The following is a 17,785-nucleotide window of genomic DNA, read 5'->3' as shown; positions in this document are numbered from 1 at the left end:
GTGGCCCTTCCCTGCCTGGGCAGGTATAGCACGGGGCTAGGAAGGCATAGTTTAACACCCAATCTCGCACTTATTCGTTTTAAGGAGTTAATATTGCATACCATGAGTCTGAAGAAGATATACGAAACATCACTGGCCCTGCTCACCGACCTCTACCAGCTTACCATGGCCTACGGCTACTGGAAGCACGGCATGGCCGAGCGCGAGGCTGTTTTCCACCTGTATTTCCGCAAGAACCCCTTCCAGGGAGGGTATACCATTGCCGCTGGACTGGAGCATGCGGTGGAGTACCTGCAGCAACTGCGGTTCCAAGACGAGGACCTAGCCTACCTGGGCAGCTTGAAGGGGAGCCAGCAAACACCCCTGTTTGAGCAGGGTTTCCTGGATTACCTGCGCGACCTGCGTTTCACCTGTGATGTGGAGGCCATACCGGAGGGGAGCGTCGTGTTCCCGGGCGAGCCGTTGATTCGTGTGCGCGGACCTCTGCTGCAGGCCCAGCTCGTCGAGACGCCGCTGCTCACCATCGTCAACTTCCAGACGCTGATAGCCACAAAGGCCGCCCGCATCAAGGAGGCGGCCAAAGGCGACCAGGTGATTGAATTCGGCATGCGCCGTGCGCAAGGTATAGACGGTGCCCTGGCGGCCACCCGGGCGGCCTATGTGGGCGGAGCGGATGCCACCTCTAACCTGCTGGCCGGCGAGCTGTACGGCATACCTGTGAAGGGCACCCACGCGCACAGCTGGGTGCAGGCTTTCGAGAGTGAAAGCGCCTCCTTTGAGGCCTACGGCCAGGCCTTTCCACACGACTCCGTATTCCTGGTGGATACCTACAACACGGTGGAGGGGGTGAAGAACGCCATCGACGTAGCCCAGAAACTGCAGCTCTCGGGCTTCACCTTCAACGGCATCCGGCTGGATTCCGGCGACCTCACCTACCTAAGCAAAGAGGCGCGCAGGCTGCTGGACGAGGCGGGTTTTCAGGAGACCAGCATCGTAGCCAGCAACGATTTGAACGAACACATCATCACCAGCCTGAAACAGGAAGGGGCGAAAATAACCGTGTGGGGCGTGGGCACGCAAATGGTGACGGCCTACGACCAGCCGGCGCTGGGAGGGGTGTACAAACTGGCGGCGCTGCGGCAGGAGGACGATTCCTGGAGCTACAACATCAAGCTGTCGGAGCAGCTGGCCAAAACCTCGAACCCAGGTATACAACAGGTGCGCCGCTTCTATGACAAGAACGGGTACATCGCGGACATGATTTTCAATGAGGCGGAGCCCCTGCCGGAGCAAACCACCATTGTATCTCCGCTTGACAGCACACTCCGCAAAGCCATACCTGCCGGCACCGCCTACCAGGACCTGCTGGTGGCCATATTTGTAAAAGGCGAGCTGGTATATAAACTTCCGGATATGGAGGCCATCCGCACTCACCGAACGGAGGAGCTGGGAAAACTGCACGAAAGCATCAAGCGCCTGCTCAACCCGCACAGCTACCCGGCCGGCCTGGAGGCGAGTTTCCATCAGTTCAAGACGGAGCTGATACTGGAGCTGCGGGAAAAGGGAGAGGCTGCCGTCACCGGACAGTGACGCCAATTATTTTCCTCGCCTGCCGCGCCTGTTGGAGATGCGCTCCAGCCGCTTGTTGCGCACCCATTTGAGGTACTTCTGCAGGCCCTCCGCCTCCTGCAGGGCGGGTATGGAGTTGTAGAGGGTGGCCAGTTCGCGGTTGCTGAAGGTGAGGTGCAGGGTGCTGTGGCAGGGCTGGCACAGTTCGGCCGTGGCCCCGTAGCGGCCTCCCTCCTCGCGGGGCACCAGGTGGTGGCGCGTCAGGTAGAGCACCTCACGGCCGCACAGCTCACAAACCAGCTCCTCCTGCTTCTTTGCCATAGAAAATATTACGTTCCTCCCTATTACGTGTTTTTACCAGAACATTTTGCAGCCTCCCGTAGTTTACAAGACTTCGGCCAATTGAATTTTTCGTGGTTGAGAGGCGTATGGAAAGGAGCAATTTATGCGTAGATTTGCCGGCTTGTTTTTATTTCGATGTTTAAACTATGAACCAGTACAAAAATAACGATACAGTAGGTATAGCAGCCCAGGCGACGGAAGATGTAGTACCCAAAGAGGTCATACGGGAGGGAATGCTCATCTTCATTTTGGCGGCTATTCAATTCACACACATGATGGACTTTGTCATTATGATGCCGCTAGGGCCGCAGCTGATGCGCGTTTTTGACATCTCGCCGCGTGAGTTCGGTTTGCTGGTATCGGCCTATACCTTCAGCGCGGCCGTGGCCGGTTTCGTGAGCGCGCTGTTCATTGACCGCTTCGACCGCAAATATGCGCTGCTCGCCCTATACCTGGGCTTCATCATCGGCACGCTGGGTTGCGCCATCGCCCCTTCCTTCAGTCTGCTGCTGCTGGCGCGTGTGGTGGCCGGTGGCTTTGGTGGTGTGTTGGGCGCACTGGTGCTGGCCGTAATTGGGGATGCCATACCGGAGCACAGAAGAGGGGCGGCGACGGGACGTGTGATGGCGGCTTTCTCAGTGGCTTCCATAGCCGGTATACCTATCGGGCTATACCTGGCGAGCGAGATGAGCTGGCACGCGCCTTTCTACCTGCTGGTGGGCCTCAGCCTCATCGTCCTGCTGGCGGCCGTTCGCTTTTTGCCCACCATGCGCGGACACCTGACTAACGGCGTTCCGGGCAACCCTCTCCATACGCTCAAGGAGATTCTGAAGAAGCGTAACCTGCAGTGGGCCATGGCCCTGACGGTAACCCTCACGATGGCGGGCTTTTTGGTGGTGCCTTTCATCAGCCCCTACATGGTGGCCAACGTGGGTTTCACGGAGCGGGACCTGAGTTACATCTACCTCTTCGGTGGTCTGGCAACGGTGTTCACGTCGCAATGGGCGGGTCGCCTGGCTGATAAGCACGGCAAGCACCGGGTGTTCAAAATAGCCGCGCTGCTCTCCATCATCCCCATCCTCATCATCACGAACCTGCCGCCTGTGGAGCACGTGACGGCCCTGATGGTGACAACGGTGTTCTTCATCTTCTTCGGGGCGCGCTTTGTGCCGGCCATGTCATTGATGACTTCCAGCGTGGAGCCCAAACTGAGAGGAAGCTTCATGAGCATCAACTCCTCGGTGCAGCAGCTGGGTGCAGGTATAGCGGCTTTTGTCTCCGGCCTCATTGTGCAGGAAGCGGCGAATGGAACCCTAATTCACTACAATTGGGTGGGCGTGATGGCCTGCGTCGTGACCTTAGTAGCCATCTGGGTGGTGCGGTACATCAAAGCAGTGGGATAAGGTTTAGAAACACGAAAGCCGCAACATGTTGCGGCTTTTTTCTTTTATTGCCCCAGGGTGAAGTACTGTTTCGGGACGGAGCAGTAGTGGGAGTTTCCGCTTTTGAGTACCTGCAGCACCTCCCGCAGTTCCTCAGGTTCGGCACACTTCAGCAGGTAACCGTGTACCCCCTCGTCTATGAGCTTCTTGACAAGTTCCTCCTCGCCATACATGGACACCACCAGAATCTTCACCTGCGGGTATTTGCTCAGAATGTAGCGGGCTACGGCTATACCGTCCATGTCGGGCATCTCCAGGTCGAGGAGCACGATGTCGGGCAGGTTGCTCTCTATTTTCTCCAGCAGTTCCACCCCGTTCCCAGCGTCATCGGTAACGGTTATTTCCTCGAAATTCTTCAGAATCTCAATGACTCCTTTCCGGAAGAGGGTATGGTCATCGGCGATGGCCAACGTAAGTGACTGCAGCTCCATAAGCAGGCCTCCAATATAGCAATTCAAATCTACGTAATCGGGATGACAATTTCAGCTTTTATTCCGGCCCCGCGCCGTGAATTGTAGTGAAAGCGCCCATTCAGCAAGGCAACACGGCTCTCCAGGTTCCTCAGCCCCAGGCCGCCTGCCTGCTCGCCTCCCTGCTGAACAGGCTGATAGTCAAAGCCCCTACCGTTATCAGTATACGTCAGACTGGCCTCTGTGGCCGTTTTATGCAGGTCTACTGTGATGAGTGAGGCCCCGGCATGCTTGAGTGAGTTGTTGAGAAGCTCCTGCAAAATCCGGAAAAGCAACAGTTCCTGTCGGGCGTCGAGCCGCTGCTGGTCCAGGTTGTGCGTGAAGCGCATTTCCAGGCCGCCGTCCGGCGGAAAGGAGTGCGCCATACCTTTGATGGCCTGCACCAGGCCCATTTTCTCGAGCACCACAGGCATCAGGTCGTGGGAGATGCGCCGTACGCTGCCAATGGCCTCATCCAGCTGCTGCTTCGCCCGCAGCGCGGTCTCGGTGGCTGTTTGCGCCTCCGCGCTCTGCCGCGCCACCTGCCCGATGTTGAGGCGGATGAGCGCCAGCATGCCCCCCACCTCGTCGTGCAGGTCGCGGGCAACGCGACGGCGCTCCGCCTCCTGGGCCTCCAGCGCCGCCTCCAGCAACTGCCGCTGCCTAACAGCTTCCAGGTGGCGCAGGTGCTCGTGGTGCGCCACCAGCCGCTTGTGGTAGCGCATCACAAACAACACGATGCCCGCCACCAGCAAGAGCATAAGGGGCGTAGAGATGAGGACGGGCAACCAAGGATTCAGCGACTCGGGGCTTTCCATGCAACTAGGGCGAGTATCAGGTTAAAGGCGATGGTGCAGCTGGAGTTGATGGAGCTCCAGAAGTAGCGGGCCATCTGCATGGAATCCCGTATCATGTCTTCCAGAAAGGCGAACAGAAAAACTGTACCCACAAAGTATATCAGGATGCCTATGCTGAGTAGGAAGAAGGGGTCCCGGAGTAGCTTTACGTTCGTCACATCCATAAAGGCCTTGTACAGGTATAGCAGGGCCTGCAGGCTCATGAGCGTGCTGCTCAGGGCCCGCACATGGGAGTTCATCTTGTCCAGGGGCTGCCACAGAACCACGTTCGCAATGGCGAACACCAGCACCAGCGCAATGGACAGGTATATCCCCTGCCGGATGGTTTTGTTCCGAAAACCCAGCGCCATCGCCAGGGACAGCAGCATGTACTCCAACGGAACGTATAAGTGGGAAAGCCAGACGTTATTCTGCCCCAGTTCCCTGGTATAGAGCCCACCGGCCTCTACCAACAGGATGATGAAGGCATAGGTAAAGATAACCCGCACCAGTGTGTCGCTGCTCTTCAGCCGCAGCGAAGAGGTGGCCAGAGGCACCAGTATGGAAAAAGCTGAAAGTAAGGCGAAAATCCTGAAAATGTCCATTCAGACCCTCTTAGTCATTGTCCAGGTCGCCAGAGCCACTGCAATCCGGTGGACAGGTACTTGACTTGTCCATAATCAAACCGTCTTCCATGTTGTTTCCGTCCACGTCGGTAGCCACCAGCAGCAGTTGCTGCTCATCCTGCTCGTTCAGGGCATAGTAGATTTTCACGCCCATGCATCCCTCCTGGTTGAGCAGCTCCAGTATGCGCTCCCTGCCAAATATATGGCAGTTGACTGCTCCGCGCCCTGCACGTCTATACCTGGCTGCCCATCGTTTGGCGATAGCCCGGTCCACCGGTCCGCCCTCTTTGCCTGTGATTTTCATGTGTGTTGTGTTTAGCGGTTGAAATAAGGTTCAAATTTAAATATAGTAAATTTTATATCTACTAAGTATCATTATCTTTCTCTTCCGAAAAACAGTTTATGGGTATAGAGCGGGTATACCCTGGTGCTGACCAATCTTTTCGTGGACTACTTGCATCAACTGATTCCGCTATTATACCTGAAACACCCCAAGGTATAGCCCAGGCTCTTTAGGCGTAAACTGATAAAAAAAAGCCTCGCAGCGCGGTTCGTGCTGCGAGGCTTTCCTGTGCCTGGCTGAGGTGGACTTAGTTTCTTTTCTCGAATGACTGCATCCAAGGCACTAGGTCCACCACCATCGGGATGAAGCTGCTGCCGTGCGTGCCGCCTTTGATGGGCACCAGCGTCATGTTCGGAGCGCCGGCCCCCTTCATGCGGATAAAGGTATGCTCGGAGTTGGCATAAGGCACAATCACATCGGCGGTGCCGTGGTATAGGCGCGTGGGGCTCTGCGGCACCCAGCTGTTGAAGCTGTTGGCCAGCAGCGCTTGCTTCAGGTCCTGCTCTCCGCTGCCTTTCAGGTCAGTCAGGAATTTCTCTGTGAAGAGTTCCCTCGTATTGGTAGTCAGTTGACTGTTGATGTTGCCGCCACTGTGCTGGCCGTTGAACAGTGCTGCCAGGCGCGAGGCATACGGCTCCCGGAAGAAATCGGTGAGCGGTCTGTTCCAGCCGTAGCTTGTGTTGTAGCTCATGAGCACGTAGGCCAGGTAGGCAGGATATTCGTAGGGTTTGCCCGCCACAACATCGGCCAGCATCTCGGTGAGGTCATACCCTCCCGCGCCGGCACCCGAGGCCGTCACCTTGAGCCCGTGCGCCGGATTCATCTCTATCTCCTTCTGCGCAGCCAGCGTCACGAAGCCCCCTTCTGAGTAGCCCGCCAGGAAAAGCTGGTCGTTGACAGCTATGTTCTCACGAGCGTAAAGCGATTGCGCCGCCTTAATCATATCCACTACGGCAAGGCCTGAGTACTGCTGGTGGTAGTACGGGTGCAACACCTGCTTGGAGGCGCCAAAACCCAGATAGTCAGGCATCAGCGTGACGTAGCCGCCCGCTGCGAAAAACTCGAATCCGGTAAGTCCACCGGCTGATGCCGAGGGCGCCTCCTCGTGTTTGAAAATGGTACCGTGCTGTACACTCAGCACCGGTGCAGGTGAGGTTCTGTTCACGGGCAGCGCCACCAGCCCGGATGCCTCCGTTTCCTTTTCCTGGTAGGTGGTGCGGTAGCGTATGGTGTACACGGCTACATCGTATTTGATTTGTTCTTTCAGGCTGCCGCCATACGCATCCGCTAACCGCTGCAAGGCAGAAGCCGGAATAGTGGCTACTTTTTCAGCCGATACCAGCAGTTCGCGCTCCACGGCTGTTTCCGGAACGGCCTCATCCCCTTTGCTGCACGCCGTCATAGGTATACCCACCGTCAGCAGCAATAGTGCCACCACGCAGGTATGCACCCAAATTTTCCATTTATTTACTATCTTCTTCATCTGTCTTTCTCTATTGTATTAGCCTTAATCTATCTGGCCCCGCGATAGTTCCCTGAGCAGCGCAGGCAGGGTTGTACAGGAGAAAACATTGCCAGAAAGCTTGGTTGGAGTGGCGTAATCCTTTGCTCCCGCAGTGCGTAAGAAAGCAGGAAACACGTGTGTACTTATGGCAAAGAAATCATTTTCTGAATTAATCAAGAGCCCGGGCATGCCGGTGCTGGTGGACTTCTATGCGGACTGGTGCGGTCCCTGCAAAACCATGAACCCAGTAGTGGAGAAACTGGCGCAGGACTTCTCGGGCAAGCTGAAGGTTATCAAAATCAACGTGGACAAGAACCAGGCGGCGGCCCAACAGTACCGGGTACAGGGTGTGCCGACCTTCATACTCTTCCGAAACGGGCAGGTAGTCTGGAAGCAGGCCGGCGCCGTGCCGGGACACCAACTCTCCCAAATCATCCAGCAGCACATTGGCTGACAGAATTACGAATTGTGGATGGTGTACACAGAACGAATTCTTAACTATTGATTCTTAAAGATTAGGCTGAAGGTGGTGGGGCTGCCGCTTGCACTGCTGACGCGAATGCCGCCACCGTGTTGGCGCATAATCTGCTGCGAAAGGCTGAGGCCTATACCGGAGCCTTTCTTCTTAGTGGTATAGAAGGGAATGAAAATCTTATCCAGTTCTTCCGCAGGTATACCGGGTCCACTGTCCTGCACATCAATCCGGAAATGGCTTTTATCCTGCTCCTCCTGGTATGCAATCACCTCCACCCAGCGCTCTGCTATACCTTGGCTCGCCTCCATGCCGTTCTTAATCAGGTTGATCAGCACCTGCTCTATCAGTTCCGGGTCCGCCAATAGCTCCACCTTCTCATCGGCCAGGTAGAAGGAGAGACGCGTTTTGTTGGCCTCCATCTCCGGCTGCAGCAGGGTATGCACACTTTTGAGCAGTTCCCGCACCTTTACCGTCCGCACCTCCGGGGTAGGCACACGCATGAGGCGGCGGTAGTTCTTCACGAAATGGAGCATGCCGGCGCTGCGCTTCTCAATCGTCTGCAGCCCCGCCTGTATGTCTTCCAGCGCCTCTTCGTCAGGCGAATCCCCTGCCGCGCACTTCTTGATGACCTCCTCCTCCACCAGGTGCGACACCGTGGAGGTAAGCGAAATGACGGGCGTGACCGTATTCATAATCTCATGAGTAAGCACCCGTATCAGCTTCTGCCAGGTCTGCAGTTCCTGCTCCTCCAGTTCCGACCGGATGTTCTGCAGCGAGACGATTTTTAGTGTCTTGCCCTGCGAGACTAGCCAGGTGGCCTGCAGCGTTAGCAGCAATTTCTCCTCCCGCACCTGCAGCGTGACCAGTCGCTTTTCGTTGTGTCCGATGCCGAAGAGCACCTCCACCAGTTCCTCGCTGAGGCGGTTCAATATCCGGATGTGGTCCAGGTGCGGCGTGTGCAGCAACTCTTTCGTTACATGGTTCACCAGGTGCACATCCCCCTTCTCATCAAAGGAAACGATGCCGATGCCGATGTGCTCCACAATCGCCTGCAGGTAGAGGTAGTGCGCCTGCTTTTCCGTCTTGATGCGCTGGAAGGAGTCTGTGACTTCGTTAAAGGCCTGATACAGCTCCTGGTAAGTAGGCTTGCCGCCCTTTACAGCGAAGCGCTGTGTGAAATCAGAATGCTTGATGGCCTCCAAGAAACCGGAGATGTCGCGGTTGGTGCGCTCCACGTACTGCACCAGGTCATAGAGTTGGAAGCACAGCAGCAGCCCCAGGCATAGGGCCGTCATGTACCAATCGGTGCGGTAGAGCACCAGGATGATTGCCGCGATGGTGACCACGAGAAGCCCCACACGGACCAATAGATTTACTCTGAAACGGTTATAGACCATGTTTCTCTATGCGGCGGTACAGGGCTGTCCGGGTGATGCCCAGTTCTTTGGCTGCATGGGTGATATTGCCGGCATGCTTCACCAGAGCCTTCTGCACCATCATCTTCTCCAGCGCCTCCAGGGTAAAGTCGTTCTCCAGCACCGGGCTGCCTTCGACTCGCTTGCCCGAGACAGCGCCGGGAGCGAAGTAGAAGTCGTCTGCCTGCAGCTGGTCCTGGTCGCAGAGGATGACGGCACGCTCCATGGCGTGGTCGAGCTCGCGGATGTTGCCGGGCCAGTGGTACTCGGTGAGACGCTGGATGGTGGCAGGTGCCATACCCAGGCCGTCGCGCCCATACTTCTGGCTGTAGACGCGCAAGAAGTGCTGCGCCAGCAGCCGGATGTCTTCGCGGCGCTCGCGCAGGGGCGGCAGGTATATCTCCACGGTGTTGATGCGGTAGAGCAGGTCCTGCCGAAAAGTACCCCCCTGCACCATATCATAAAGCGGCATGTTGGTGGCGCAAATCAGGCGGATGTCAATGGGGCGCGGCTTGTTAGTACCCAGCCGTATTACCTGGCGGCTTTGCAGCACCGACAGAAGTTTTGCCTGCAGCGCCAGGGAAAGGTTGCCTATCTCATCGAGGAAAAGGGTGCCGCCGTTCGCCGCCTCTATTCTGCCCATGCGCTCTTCCCGGGCGTCGGTGAAGGCGCCTTTGGCGTGGCCGAACAACTCGCTCTCGAACAGCGTCTCACTCACGGCCCCCAGGTCCACCTTCTCAAAGACCTGGTCGGCCCGTTTGGATTTGCGGTGGAGGGCGCGAGCGGCCACTTCCTTGCCAGTACCGTTGTCGCCTAGTATAAGCACGTTGGCATCCGTCGCGGTCACTTTCTCAATGGTCTGGTATACCCGCTGCATGGCTGGCGACACGCCTATAAAATCGGCGTAGTGGTAGGCGGTCTGGTTCTGCTCTGCAGATTCGGCGCTGCGGGTGTGTTTTTCCTTGCCCTGCTGACAGGCAGTCTGCAGGATGGCGACCAGTTTCTCGTTCTGCCAGGGCTTGAGTACGAAGTCCGTCGCCCCCTCTTTCAAGGCGCGCACGGCCAGTTCGATATCCCCATAGGCGGTCATTAGGATTACCTTCACAGATGGGTCCAGTTGCAGAATCTGTTTCAGCCAGTGCAGTCCTTCTTTGCTGGAGGTCGCTCCGGTGCTGTAGTTCATGTCCAGGAGCACCACCTGGAACCGGTGCTCCTGCAGCAGCGAGGGGATGCTGTAAGGGTCGGAGGTTACCACCACGGTGGCAAAGTGCTGTTTGAGCAGCAGCCTGCTGGCCAGCAGGATGTCCTCCTCGTCGTCGACTACCAGTATTTTGCATTCCGATTTCCGCATGGGCAGCAGGGGCTGATTCACATTTTCCGGAGTAAAGAAATACTTTCCGCTTCAGAATACCAAAAGATATCTTTATGCCTCTGGTAATATTGTATAACGCCAAAACACAAAATAAATTTAACTGCAGCCAGGTGTTCGCATACAGACAGACAGGTGTACGATAGCGAACACTTAACACATAGCGCAACCTATATTTATCTATGTAAATGGCTATTAATCAGTAGTTTAACATTAATGGTACACTTCTTGGTAACCCCTCTTCAACGATAGCAGAAAAATTTCCTTCCGTATGGATCGCGTCATAGAAAAGAAAAAATACACCCCTAAGAAAATAGCTTTGATTGCCGGTGCCGCCCTGGTGTTGGTGGTGATACTCTACAACCTGCTCTTCGCTGAGCATGCCTCCAAATTGAACGTGGACAGCAAACGCATCACAGTGGGCTCCGTGCAGGATGGCGTCTTTCAGGAGTTCATCGCCATCGATGGCGCAGTGGAACCGCTCAAGACCTTTTACCTGGACATCACTGAGGGGGGCCGCGTGGAGAAAATCTATACCGACGACGGCCGCATGGTGGAGAAGGGCGATACCATCCTGAAGCTCTCCAACACCACGCTACAAATTGATTTCATGACACGTGAGACGCAGCTCTATGACCTGATGAACGAGCGCCAGAACTCGGAAATCACCATGAAGCAGGATCAGATTCGGAAGATGAACGAACTGGCCGAGATAGAGTACAATCTGGCCCTGGCCGAGCGCGCCTATACCCGTAACAAGATGCTGATTGCTGAAAAAGTTATTTCGCAGGAGGAATTTGAGGCCTCTAAAGACCAGTACGAGTACCTGAGAAAACGCAAGACGCTGGGCGAACGCTCTGTGAAACAGGACGCCCAGCTCATGGATGAGCGCCTTCGCCAGCTCGATGAGTCTATCCGGCGGATGGATGCCAACATCAACATGGCCCGCAACACCCTGAACAACCTGTATGTGACGGCCCCCATCTCCGGCCAGTTGTCCACCCTGAAGGCGGAAGTCGGGGAATCAAAGGGCGCTGGCGAGAACATTGGCCAGGTGGATGACATGAACGGCTACAAAGTGCGTGCGTCCATTGACGAGCATTACATCTCCCGCATCTACCCCGGGCTGGAAGGCAACTTCGATTTCAATGGGCAGAACTATAAGCTCAAGGTGGCTAAGGTGTTCCCGGAGGTGCAGGCCGGTACTTTTCAGGTGGACATGGAGTTTGACCAGGGCAGCACCCCGGAAGGTATACGCCGCGGCCAGACGCTGCAAATCAGGCTAAATCTCAACGACGGTGGCAAGGCGGTGCTGCTGCCACGCGGCGGCTTCTACCAGAGCACGGGCGGCAGCTGGGTGTTTGTGGTGGATGAGTCAGGGGATTACGCCACCAAGCGCAACATCAAGCTGGGCCGCCAGAACCCCAAGTACTACGAGGTGCTGGACGGTTTAGAGCCAGGGGACAAAGTAGTACTTTCCTCCTACGACAGCTATGGAGACATCGACCGACTGGAATTAAAGTAACGCGTTCTGCTCAGCAGCCTCCTAAAATGAAAGCCATTAGTACAAAATAAAACAGGTATACCAGAAACATCTATAACGAAAAGCCACACTACCATGAGCAAGGAAGATTTCATCATCGAGACACAACAGTTAGAAAAGAAGTACATCACGGATACGGTAGAGACGACTGCGCTGGCAGGTGTGGACCTCCGCATTGCCAAAGGCGAGTTTGTGGCGGTGATGGGGCCGTCAGGCTGCGGTAAATCCACGCTGCTCAACATCCTGGGCTTGCTGGATAGCCCCTCCGGCGGTAGTTTCCGCTTCCTGGGTCAGGACATCAGCCATGCCTCTGAGCGGCAGCGTGCCAAAATCCGCAAGCATAACCTGGGTTTTGTGTTCCAGAGCTTCAACCTGATAGACGAGCTCACGGTAGAAGAGAATATCGGTCTGCCGCTGGCCTACCTGGGTATACCTAGGGCTGAGACAGAGAAACGCGTGAAGGAAGCCATGGAGCGCATGGGTATAGCACACCGTCACGCACACTTCCCGCAGCAGCTCTCCGGTGGTCAGCAGCAGCGTGTGGCCATTGCCCGCGCCACCGTATCCAACCCCAGCCTGATTCTGGCCGACGAACCCACCGGTAACCTGGACTCGGTGCATGGGCGTGAGGTGATGTCGCTGCTCTCCGAGCTCAACGATGCCGGCACCACCGTGGTGATGGTGACGCACTCCCCTTCCGACGCCGAGTATGCCCACCGTATTGTGAACCTGTTTGATGGCCAAATCGTGACCGAGAGCCTCAACGCCAGGAAGCATGCTGCGGAACTACTTTAAGACAGGCTTCCGGAACCTCGTCCGCCAGAAGGTATATTCGGTCATCAACATTGCGGGCCTCGCCGCAGGTATAGCCGCCTGTATCCTCATCTTCCTGTATGTGAAGGATGAGCTCAGCTATGACCGCCATCACGCCAAGGCCGACAAGATTTACCGCGTCACCCGTGACTTTGTGTCCAATGATGGGAGCGTGAGCCTGCACCTGGGCCATGTGGCACCGCCTTTCGGCCCGCTGCTGGAGCAGGACTTCCCGCAGATAGAGTCTATCGCCCGCCTGCTGCAGACGTCGCTTTTGGTGGAGAACGTGGAGAAACAGAAGACCTTCCGCGAGGAAAGGATTATGTTCGCGGAGCCCGCCATCTTTGACATTTTCGACATCCCGATAATAGACGGAAGCCGGGAAAGAGCCCTGAAGGAACCCTTCACCCTACTGCTCAGCAACAAGCTGGCGGACAAGTATTTCCCGGGAGAAGAGCCGGTGGGGCAACTCCTGAAACTCACCAGCACGTCCAGCGCGCGGGTGACGGGCGTGTTCCAGTCACTGCCCGACAATTCCCACTTCCACCCAGACATCCTGGTGGCTTTCAATACGCTCAACGACACGGCCGTGTATGGAGCAGAGCAGTTGCGGACCAACTGGGGCAACAACTCCTTCGGCACCTACATGGTGATTAACTCGGAGCAGGAGGCAGAGAACATGCAGGCGCAACTGCCTGCCTTTATGGACCGTCACCTCGGCGGCACTGACCATGCCGGGGACAGGAAACCCTCTGATTTCTCGCGGCTATACCTGCAGAAGCTAACTGACATCCACCTGCGTTCGCACCTCGATTCGGAGATGGAGGCGAACGGGGACATCAACACCGTGATGATTCTGGCCGCGGTCGCCTTGGTAATCCTGCTTATTGCCTGCATCAACTACATCAACCTGAGCACGGCCCGCTACATGAGCCGGGCCAAGGAGGTAGGCGTACGCAAGGTGGTGGGAGCCGAAAAACACGACCTGGTTTTCCAGTTCCTGTCCGAATCTATCCTGATTGCCCTGATTGCGACTTTGCTGGCCGTAGGTATAACCGAGCTGTGCCTGCCCTGGCTGAACGAGTTCACCGGGAAGAACATCGGCTCCAACATCTTCACCGACAGGTGGCTGCTAGGCCTCACCTTGCTGCTGCCCCTTCTGGTCGGAGGGCTGGCAGGCCTATACCCAGCCTTCTATCTGTCGCGCTTCCTGCCGGCCATGGTGCTGAAGGGCAGCCTGAGCAACAGCTCCAAGAACCCGCTGCTGCGCAAGACGCTGGTGGTGGTGCAATTCTCCATCTCCATCATCCTGATTATCGCCACGGGCATCATGTTCCGGCAGCTCGTCTACATGCAGAACAAGGATTTGGGCTTTGAGGCGGAGAACGTGGTGATTCTGCCCACCTATACCACCCTCACGCCCCAGTTCGAAGCCTTCAAATCGGAGCTGAAGAAGTCGGCCCTGGTGGAGGGGGTCGGGCGGTCGCTGCTCATCCCGTCTGACAGGTTGCTCAACTCGATGGGGGCCTCCGTCATGAAGGGAGACTCTATGGCGCAGACCTCCGTGACTATCAAGTTCGTGAACGTGGACCATGACCTGCTGGACGTGTTCGAGGTGCAGCTGGCCGCAGGCCGGAACTTCGACAGGACCCGTGCAACGGACGACACGGCGGCTTACATCCTCAACAACGCCGCAGCCCGGATGATTGGCTGGCAGAACCCGCAGGAGGCCATTGACCAGGTGTTCGCGTATGGGGGCAGGAAAGGACGCATCATCGGCGTGACGGAGGACTTCCACTTTGAGTCGCTCCACGATGAAATCTCGCCCATGGTATACATGTTGTCGCCCTCCAACAACTACACCAACATCGCCATCCGCATCAACGGCGATACACGACAGGCGCTGGCGCACATTGAGCAGACCTGGCGACAGTTCCTGCCCGGTTACCCCTTTGAGTATTCGTTCCTGGACCAGCTCTATGCGGAGACCTACAAAGCCGAGCGAGACAAGGGCGTTATCTTCCTGATATTCTCCTGCATCGCTATCCTCATCGCCTGCCTCGGCCTGTTTGGGCTTGCCTCCTACACCACCGTACAGCGCACCAAGGAGATAGGCATCCGCAAAGTGTTTGGGGCATCTGTCATGCGTATTGTCACGCTCCTGTCCAAGGACTTCCTGAAGCTGGTGCTGGTGGCCAATCTCCTGGCCTGGCCCATTGCCTGGTACGCCATGCGTACGTGGCTGAACGACTTTGCTTATCGCATTGAGATGGGCACAGGCATCTTTCTACTGGCTGCGCTGCTCGCCTTTATCATCTCGGTGGTGACCATCAGCTACCAGGCTGTCCGGGCTGCGTCGGCCAACCCGGTGAAGTCGCTGCGGACTGAATGATATTTATTTGCTCCCGGTAATCTGGCGGGTATTTTACCCGCCAGATACTATTCCTGGGTACGGCTGCAGCGGACTGCTCAGCATCGGGGTTGGTGGCCTTGGAAGCATAGAGATAACACAGGGAAGTTGATTAAAGCACCTGAAAAGAACCGGTATAATGATTCAAAACTACTTCCTCATCTTCTGGCGCAACATGGCCCGGAACAAGGTATATGCCGCCATCAACATCATCGGGTTGGCCATCGGGCTCGCTTCCTGTATCCTCATCTACCTGTATGTGCAGCACGAACTCAGTTACGATACCTATTTCTCTAAGCATGAGAGGGTATATCGGGTGGTGAACGACCTGATTGTGGAGGACGAGGTGGAGAAAGCGTCCGTTACGCATGCGGCCCTGGCCCCTGCCCTTGCCGCTGACTTTCCAGAGATTGAGGCAGCCGTCCGCATGATTAACCGCGGCAAGCAGGTGCTGCGTCTGGACGACAAAGCCATCACCATCGACTATACCTTCTGGGCCGACAGCAACTACTTCCAGATATTCGACTATAGGCTGCTGGAAGGCGACCCGAAGACGGCCCTATTAGAACCCAACTCCGTGGTGCTCTCCACGGACGTGGCCACCAAGTTTTTTGGCAATTCCTCGGATGCCCTGTTCAGCACCATGCGGGTAGGCAGCCAATCATATAAAGTGACGGGTGTGTTTGAGCCCGTGGATGGGGCCCACATGAAACCAAATGTGCTCACCTCTTTCAGCACCATACCTGCCGACATACGCCAAGGTATGGGCGGGAACTGGGGGAACACCAACAGCTATACCTATGTCCTGCTGCAGCATGCATCGGACGGTGCCGCGCTGCAGGCGAAACTGCCTGATTTTGTGCAAAGCCGGATAGCACCCGCCCGGGGGAACACCACTGAGCGAATGGAGCTGCAATTGCAGGCTCTTACGGACATCCACCTGAACACCGATTACCTGTGGGAGGCGTTCCCCGTGGGCAAGAAATCCTACATCTACATCTTCTCCTTCGTGGGCGTCTTCATCCTACTGATTGCCTCCATCAACTACATGAACCTGGCCACCGCCCGCTCTGCCAAGCGCGCCAAGGAGGTGGGCCTGCGCAAGGTGGTGGGCGCCAACCGTTCGCAGCTGGTGACGCAGTTCCTGAGCGAGTCTGTGATGCTGACGCTGCTGGCTGTGCTGCTGGCGCTGATGCTGGTGGAGCTCATGCTGCCCACGTTCAACAGCCTGGCCGACAAACAGATTTCCTCCACCTATTTCACCGACCCGGACTTCCTGCTGCTCCTCCTGGCTATTGCCCTGTTCATCGGGCTGGTGGCTGGCAGCTACCCGGCGCTGGTGCTGTCGCACTTCAAGCCGGTTGACATCCTGAAGACCGGAAAAACGCAGGCGGGCGGCGGGGCGCTGCTCCGCAAAGGGCTGGTGGTGTTGCAATTCACCATCTCGCTGGTGCTCATCATCGGCACGGCCGTCGTGTACAGCCAGATGCACTACCTCAAGAGCCAGGACCTGGGCTTTACCAAGGAGCAGGTGCTGGTGGTTGACATACCTAGCGGAGACACGACCATTGTGAGCAAGATGCCGGTTATGAAATCGGAGCTGACGAAAAACCCGAATATTACCAGTGCCACCACCTCTGCCATGATACCTGGCCAAAGCACGGGCGTGATTATTTTCAACGTGGAAAGGGACAAACAGATGGTCGAGAAGACCTTCAACACCATTTGGGTGGACTATGAGTTTCTGGACCTGATGAACATCCCGCTACTAGCTGGAAGAAACTTCTCTAAAGACATGAGCACCGACCTGCAGTATGGCATCATCGTGAATGAGTCAGCGGCCAGAGCCATGGGTTGGGAAGAGCCCATCGGCAAGCGTATTGGTGGTTCTGACACAACCCGGGCCAAGGTGATAGGTATGGTCAAAGACTTCAACTATACCTCCTTGCACAACCAGATTGAGCCCCTCGTCATCATGCTTGGCCCGGAAAACAACGGCTACCTGATGGCGCGCATCTCGCCGGGCAACCTGGAGCAGACGCTGGCTCATGTAGAAAGCACCTGGAGGCGCTTGGCTCCCTCCCACCCGATGGATTACTTCTTTTTGGATGACAGCTTTAATGAGCAATATCGCGCCGAGGAAAAGATGCTGACCATCTTTGGGTACTTCACGCTGCTCACCATCCTCATCGCCTGCATGGGTCTGTTCGGACTGGCTGCTTTCACGGCTGAGCAGCGCACCAAGGAAATCGGCATACGCAAGGTGCTGGGTAGCTCCGTCACCGGCATTGTCGTGCTCCTCACCAAGGACTTCGCCCTGCTGGTCTGCCTCGCCATCCTTATCGCCAGCCCGATAGCCTGGTACGGCATGTGGCACTGGCTGCAGGACTTCGCCTACCGCACGCCCATCAGCGCCTGGGTGTTCATCGCCTCCGGTCTGGTGGCCTTAGGTATAGCGATTTTCACGGTCAGCTTCAAGGCGACGCGCGCCGCTATGGAGGACCCGGTACGGGCGCTGCGGACTGAGTAACTGAAAAGAATTTGTGTTTTAGTTTGTGTTTGTAGTTGAGGTGAGTCTTCGGCGGGTCATCAAAAAAGATGCCCGTCGAGGCATCCCTCACACCTGAAAATGCATCATTGAAAATAAAG

Annotated in this window: 15 protein-coding genes; 7 read left to right on the top strand and 8 right to left on the bottom strand. The window is 56.4% G+C overall.

Annotation, left to right across the window (positions count from 1 at the left end):
* Positions 1-102: 102 nt before the first annotated feature.
* On the top strand, positions 103-1,590 hold the full coding sequence (locus B051_RS0114620; protein WP_018478960.1) for a nicotinate phosphoribosyltransferase: 1,488 nt from the start codon (positions 103-105) through the stop codon (positions 1,588-1,590).
* Between the two features lie 6 nt (positions 1,591-1,596).
* Here B051_RS0114620 and B051_RS0114615 read toward each other — a convergent pair whose 3' ends face one another.
* Positions 1,597-1,890 carry an HNH endonuclease gene (locus tag B051_RS0114615; protein ID WP_018478959.1) on the bottom strand — a complete coding sequence of 98 codons (294 nt, stop codon included), beginning with the start codon at positions 1,888-1,890 and terminating at the stop codon, positions 1,597-1,599.
* Between the two features lie 167 nt (positions 1,891-2,057).
* On the opposite strand from B051_RS0114615, the gene B051_RS0114610 reads away from it, so the two are divergent.
* Positions 2,058-3,314 (top strand): MFS transporter, encoded by a 1,257-nt coding sequence (locus tag B051_RS0114610; RefSeq protein ID WP_018478958.1) that lies wholly within the window; start codon positions 2,058-2,060, stop codon positions 3,312-3,314.
* A gap of 44 nt (positions 3,315-3,358) precedes the next feature.
* Here the strand turns inward: B051_RS0114610 and B051_RS21380 are convergent, their stop codons facing one another.
* The 5 genes from B051_RS21380 to B051_RS0114585 all read right to left on the bottom strand — a co-directional run bounded on the left by B051_RS21380 (position 3,359) and on the right by B051_RS0114585 (position 7,090).
* On the bottom strand, positions 3,359-3,811 hold the full coding sequence (locus tag B051_RS21380; protein ID WP_018478957.1) for a response regulator: 453 nt from the start codon (positions 3,809-3,811) through the stop codon (positions 3,359-3,361).
* Positions 3,812-3,813: 2 nt separating this feature from the next.
* Positions 3,814-4,620, bottom strand: coding sequence for a sensor histidine kinase (locus tag B051_RS0114600; RefSeq protein ID WP_018478956.1), 807 nt, complete (start codon positions 4,618-4,620; stop codon positions 3,814-3,816).
* A complete protein-coding gene (locus tag B051_RS0114595; protein ID WP_018478955.1) occupies positions 4,599-5,243 on the bottom strand; it encodes a hypothetical protein in 645 nt (214 codons plus the stop codon). Before B051_RS0114595 ends, B051_RS0114600 begins: the two co-directional genes overlap by 22 nt.
* A gap of 10 nt (positions 5,244-5,253) precedes the next feature.
* Complete coding sequence (locus tag B051_RS0114590; protein ID WP_018478954.1) at positions 5,254-5,568, bottom strand: hypothetical protein; 315 nt, start codon at positions 5,566-5,568, stop codon at positions 5,254-5,256.
* 286 nt (positions 5,569-5,854) lie between these two features.
* Positions 5,855-7,090 (bottom strand): lipase family protein, encoded by a 1,236-nt coding sequence (locus tag B051_RS0114585; protein WP_018478953.1) that lies wholly within the window; start codon positions 7,088-7,090, stop codon positions 5,855-5,857.
* A gap of 166 nt (positions 7,091-7,256) precedes the next feature.
* On the opposite strand from B051_RS0114585, the gene trxA reads away from it, so the two are divergent.
* Positions 7,257-7,565: a thioredoxin gene (gene trxA, locus B051_RS0114580; protein WP_018478952.1), complete on the top strand. Its 309-nt coding sequence runs from the start codon at positions 7,257-7,259 to the stop codon at positions 7,563-7,565.
* Between the two features lie 44 nt (positions 7,566-7,609).
* Here the strand turns inward: trxA and B051_RS0114575 are convergent, their stop codons facing one another.
* Together B051_RS0114575 and B051_RS0114570 are read right to left on the bottom strand one after the other, a co-directional pair.
* Positions 7,610-8,983, bottom strand: a complete 1,374-nt coding sequence (locus tag B051_RS0114575) for a sensor histidine kinase (protein WP_026236421.1) — start codon at positions 8,981-8,983, stop codon at positions 7,610-7,612.
* Positions 8,973-10,352: a sigma-54-dependent transcriptional regulator gene (locus B051_RS0114570; RefSeq protein WP_026236420.1), complete on the bottom strand. Its 1,380-nt coding sequence runs from the start codon at positions 10,350-10,352 to the stop codon at positions 8,973-8,975. Before B051_RS0114570 ends, B051_RS0114575 begins: the two co-directional genes overlap by 11 nt.
* A gap of 289 nt (positions 10,353-10,641) precedes the next feature.
* On the opposite strand from B051_RS0114570, the gene B051_RS0114565 reads away from it, so the two are divergent.
* From B051_RS0114565 to B051_RS0114550, 4 genes are all read left to right on the top strand, one after another.
* Entirely contained in the window at positions 10,642-11,895 is a 1,254-nt protein-coding gene (locus B051_RS0114565; RefSeq protein ID WP_018478949.1) for an efflux RND transporter periplasmic adaptor subunit, read from the top strand.
* A 93-nt stretch (positions 11,896-11,988) separates the two neighbouring features.
* Positions 11,989-12,708: an ABC transporter ATP-binding protein gene (locus tag B051_RS0114560; protein WP_018478948.1), complete on the top strand. Its 720-nt coding sequence runs from the start codon at positions 11,989-11,991 to the stop codon at positions 12,706-12,708.
* Positions 12,689-15,118: an ABC transporter permease gene (locus B051_RS0114555; protein ID WP_018478947.1), complete on the top strand. Its 2,430-nt coding sequence runs from the start codon at positions 12,689-12,691 to the stop codon at positions 15,116-15,118. The genes B051_RS0114560 and B051_RS0114555 overlap by 20 nt, the downstream gene beginning before the upstream one ends.
* Positions 15,119-15,275: 157 nt before the next feature.
* Positions 15,276-17,666 (top strand): ABC transporter permease, encoded by a 2,391-nt coding sequence (locus B051_RS0114550; RefSeq protein WP_018478946.1) that lies wholly within the window; start codon positions 15,276-15,278, stop codon positions 17,664-17,666.
* The last annotated feature ends 119 nt before the right edge of the window (positions 17,667-17,785 follow it).

Source organism: Pontibacter roseus DSM 17521, from assembly GCF_000373265.1.
GTDB lineage: Bacteria > Bacteroidota > Bacteroidia > Cytophagales > Hymenobacteraceae > Pontibacter > Pontibacter roseus.
Note: the sequence above shows the minus strand (reverse complement) of the source record. Positions and strands in the feature narration are given on the sequence as shown.

Coding starts and splice junctions, on each gene's coding strand:
- B051_RS0114620 (WP_018478960.1), top strand. CDS start 103: ATGAGTCTGAAGAAGATATACGAAACATCACTGGCCCTGCTCACCGAC.
- B051_RS0114615 (WP_018478959.1), bottom strand. CDS start 1,890: ATGGCAAAGAAGCAGGAGGAGCTGGTTTGTGAGCTGTGCGGCCGTGAG.
- B051_RS0114610 (WP_018478958.1), top strand. CDS start 2,058: ATGAACCAGTACAAAAATAACGATACAGTAGGTATAGCAGCCCAGGCG.
- B051_RS0114600 (WP_018478956.1), bottom strand. CDS start 4,620: ATGGAAAGCCCCGAGTCGCTGAATCCTTGGTTGCCCGTCCTCATCTCT.
- B051_RS0114595 (WP_018478955.1), bottom strand. CDS start 5,243: ATGGACATTTTCAGGATTTTCGCCTTACTTTCAGCTTTTTCCATACTG.
- B051_RS0114590 (WP_018478954.1), bottom strand. CDS start 5,568: ATGAAAATCACAGGCAAAGAGGGCGGACCGGTGGACCGGGCTATCGCC.
- B051_RS0114585 (WP_018478953.1), bottom strand. CDS start 7,090: ATGAAGAAGATAGTAAATAAATGGAAAATTTGGGTGCATACCTGCGTG.
- trxA (WP_018478952.1), top strand. CDS start 7,257: ATGGCAAAGAAATCATTTTCTGAATTAATCAAGAGCCCGGGCATGCCG.
- B051_RS0114575 (WP_026236421.1), bottom strand. CDS start 8,983: ATGGTCTATAACCGTTTCAGAGTAAATCTATTGGTCCGTGTGGGGCTT.
- B051_RS0114570 (WP_026236420.1), bottom strand. CDS start 10,352: ATGCGGAAATCGGAATGCAAAATACTGGTAGTCGACGACGAGGAGGAC.
- B051_RS0114565 (WP_018478949.1), top strand. CDS start 10,642: ATGGATCGCGTCATAGAAAAGAAAAAATACACCCCTAAGAAAATAGCT.
- B051_RS0114560 (WP_018478948.1), top strand. CDS start 11,989: ATGAGCAAGGAAGATTTCATCATCGAGACACAACAGTTAGAAAAGAAG.
- B051_RS0114555 (WP_018478947.1), top strand. CDS start 12,689: ATGCTGCGGAACTACTTTAAGACAGGCTTCCGGAACCTCGTCCGCCAG.
- B051_RS0114550 (WP_018478946.1), top strand. CDS start 15,276: ATGATTCAAAACTACTTCCTCATCTTCTGGCGCAACATGGCCCGGAAC.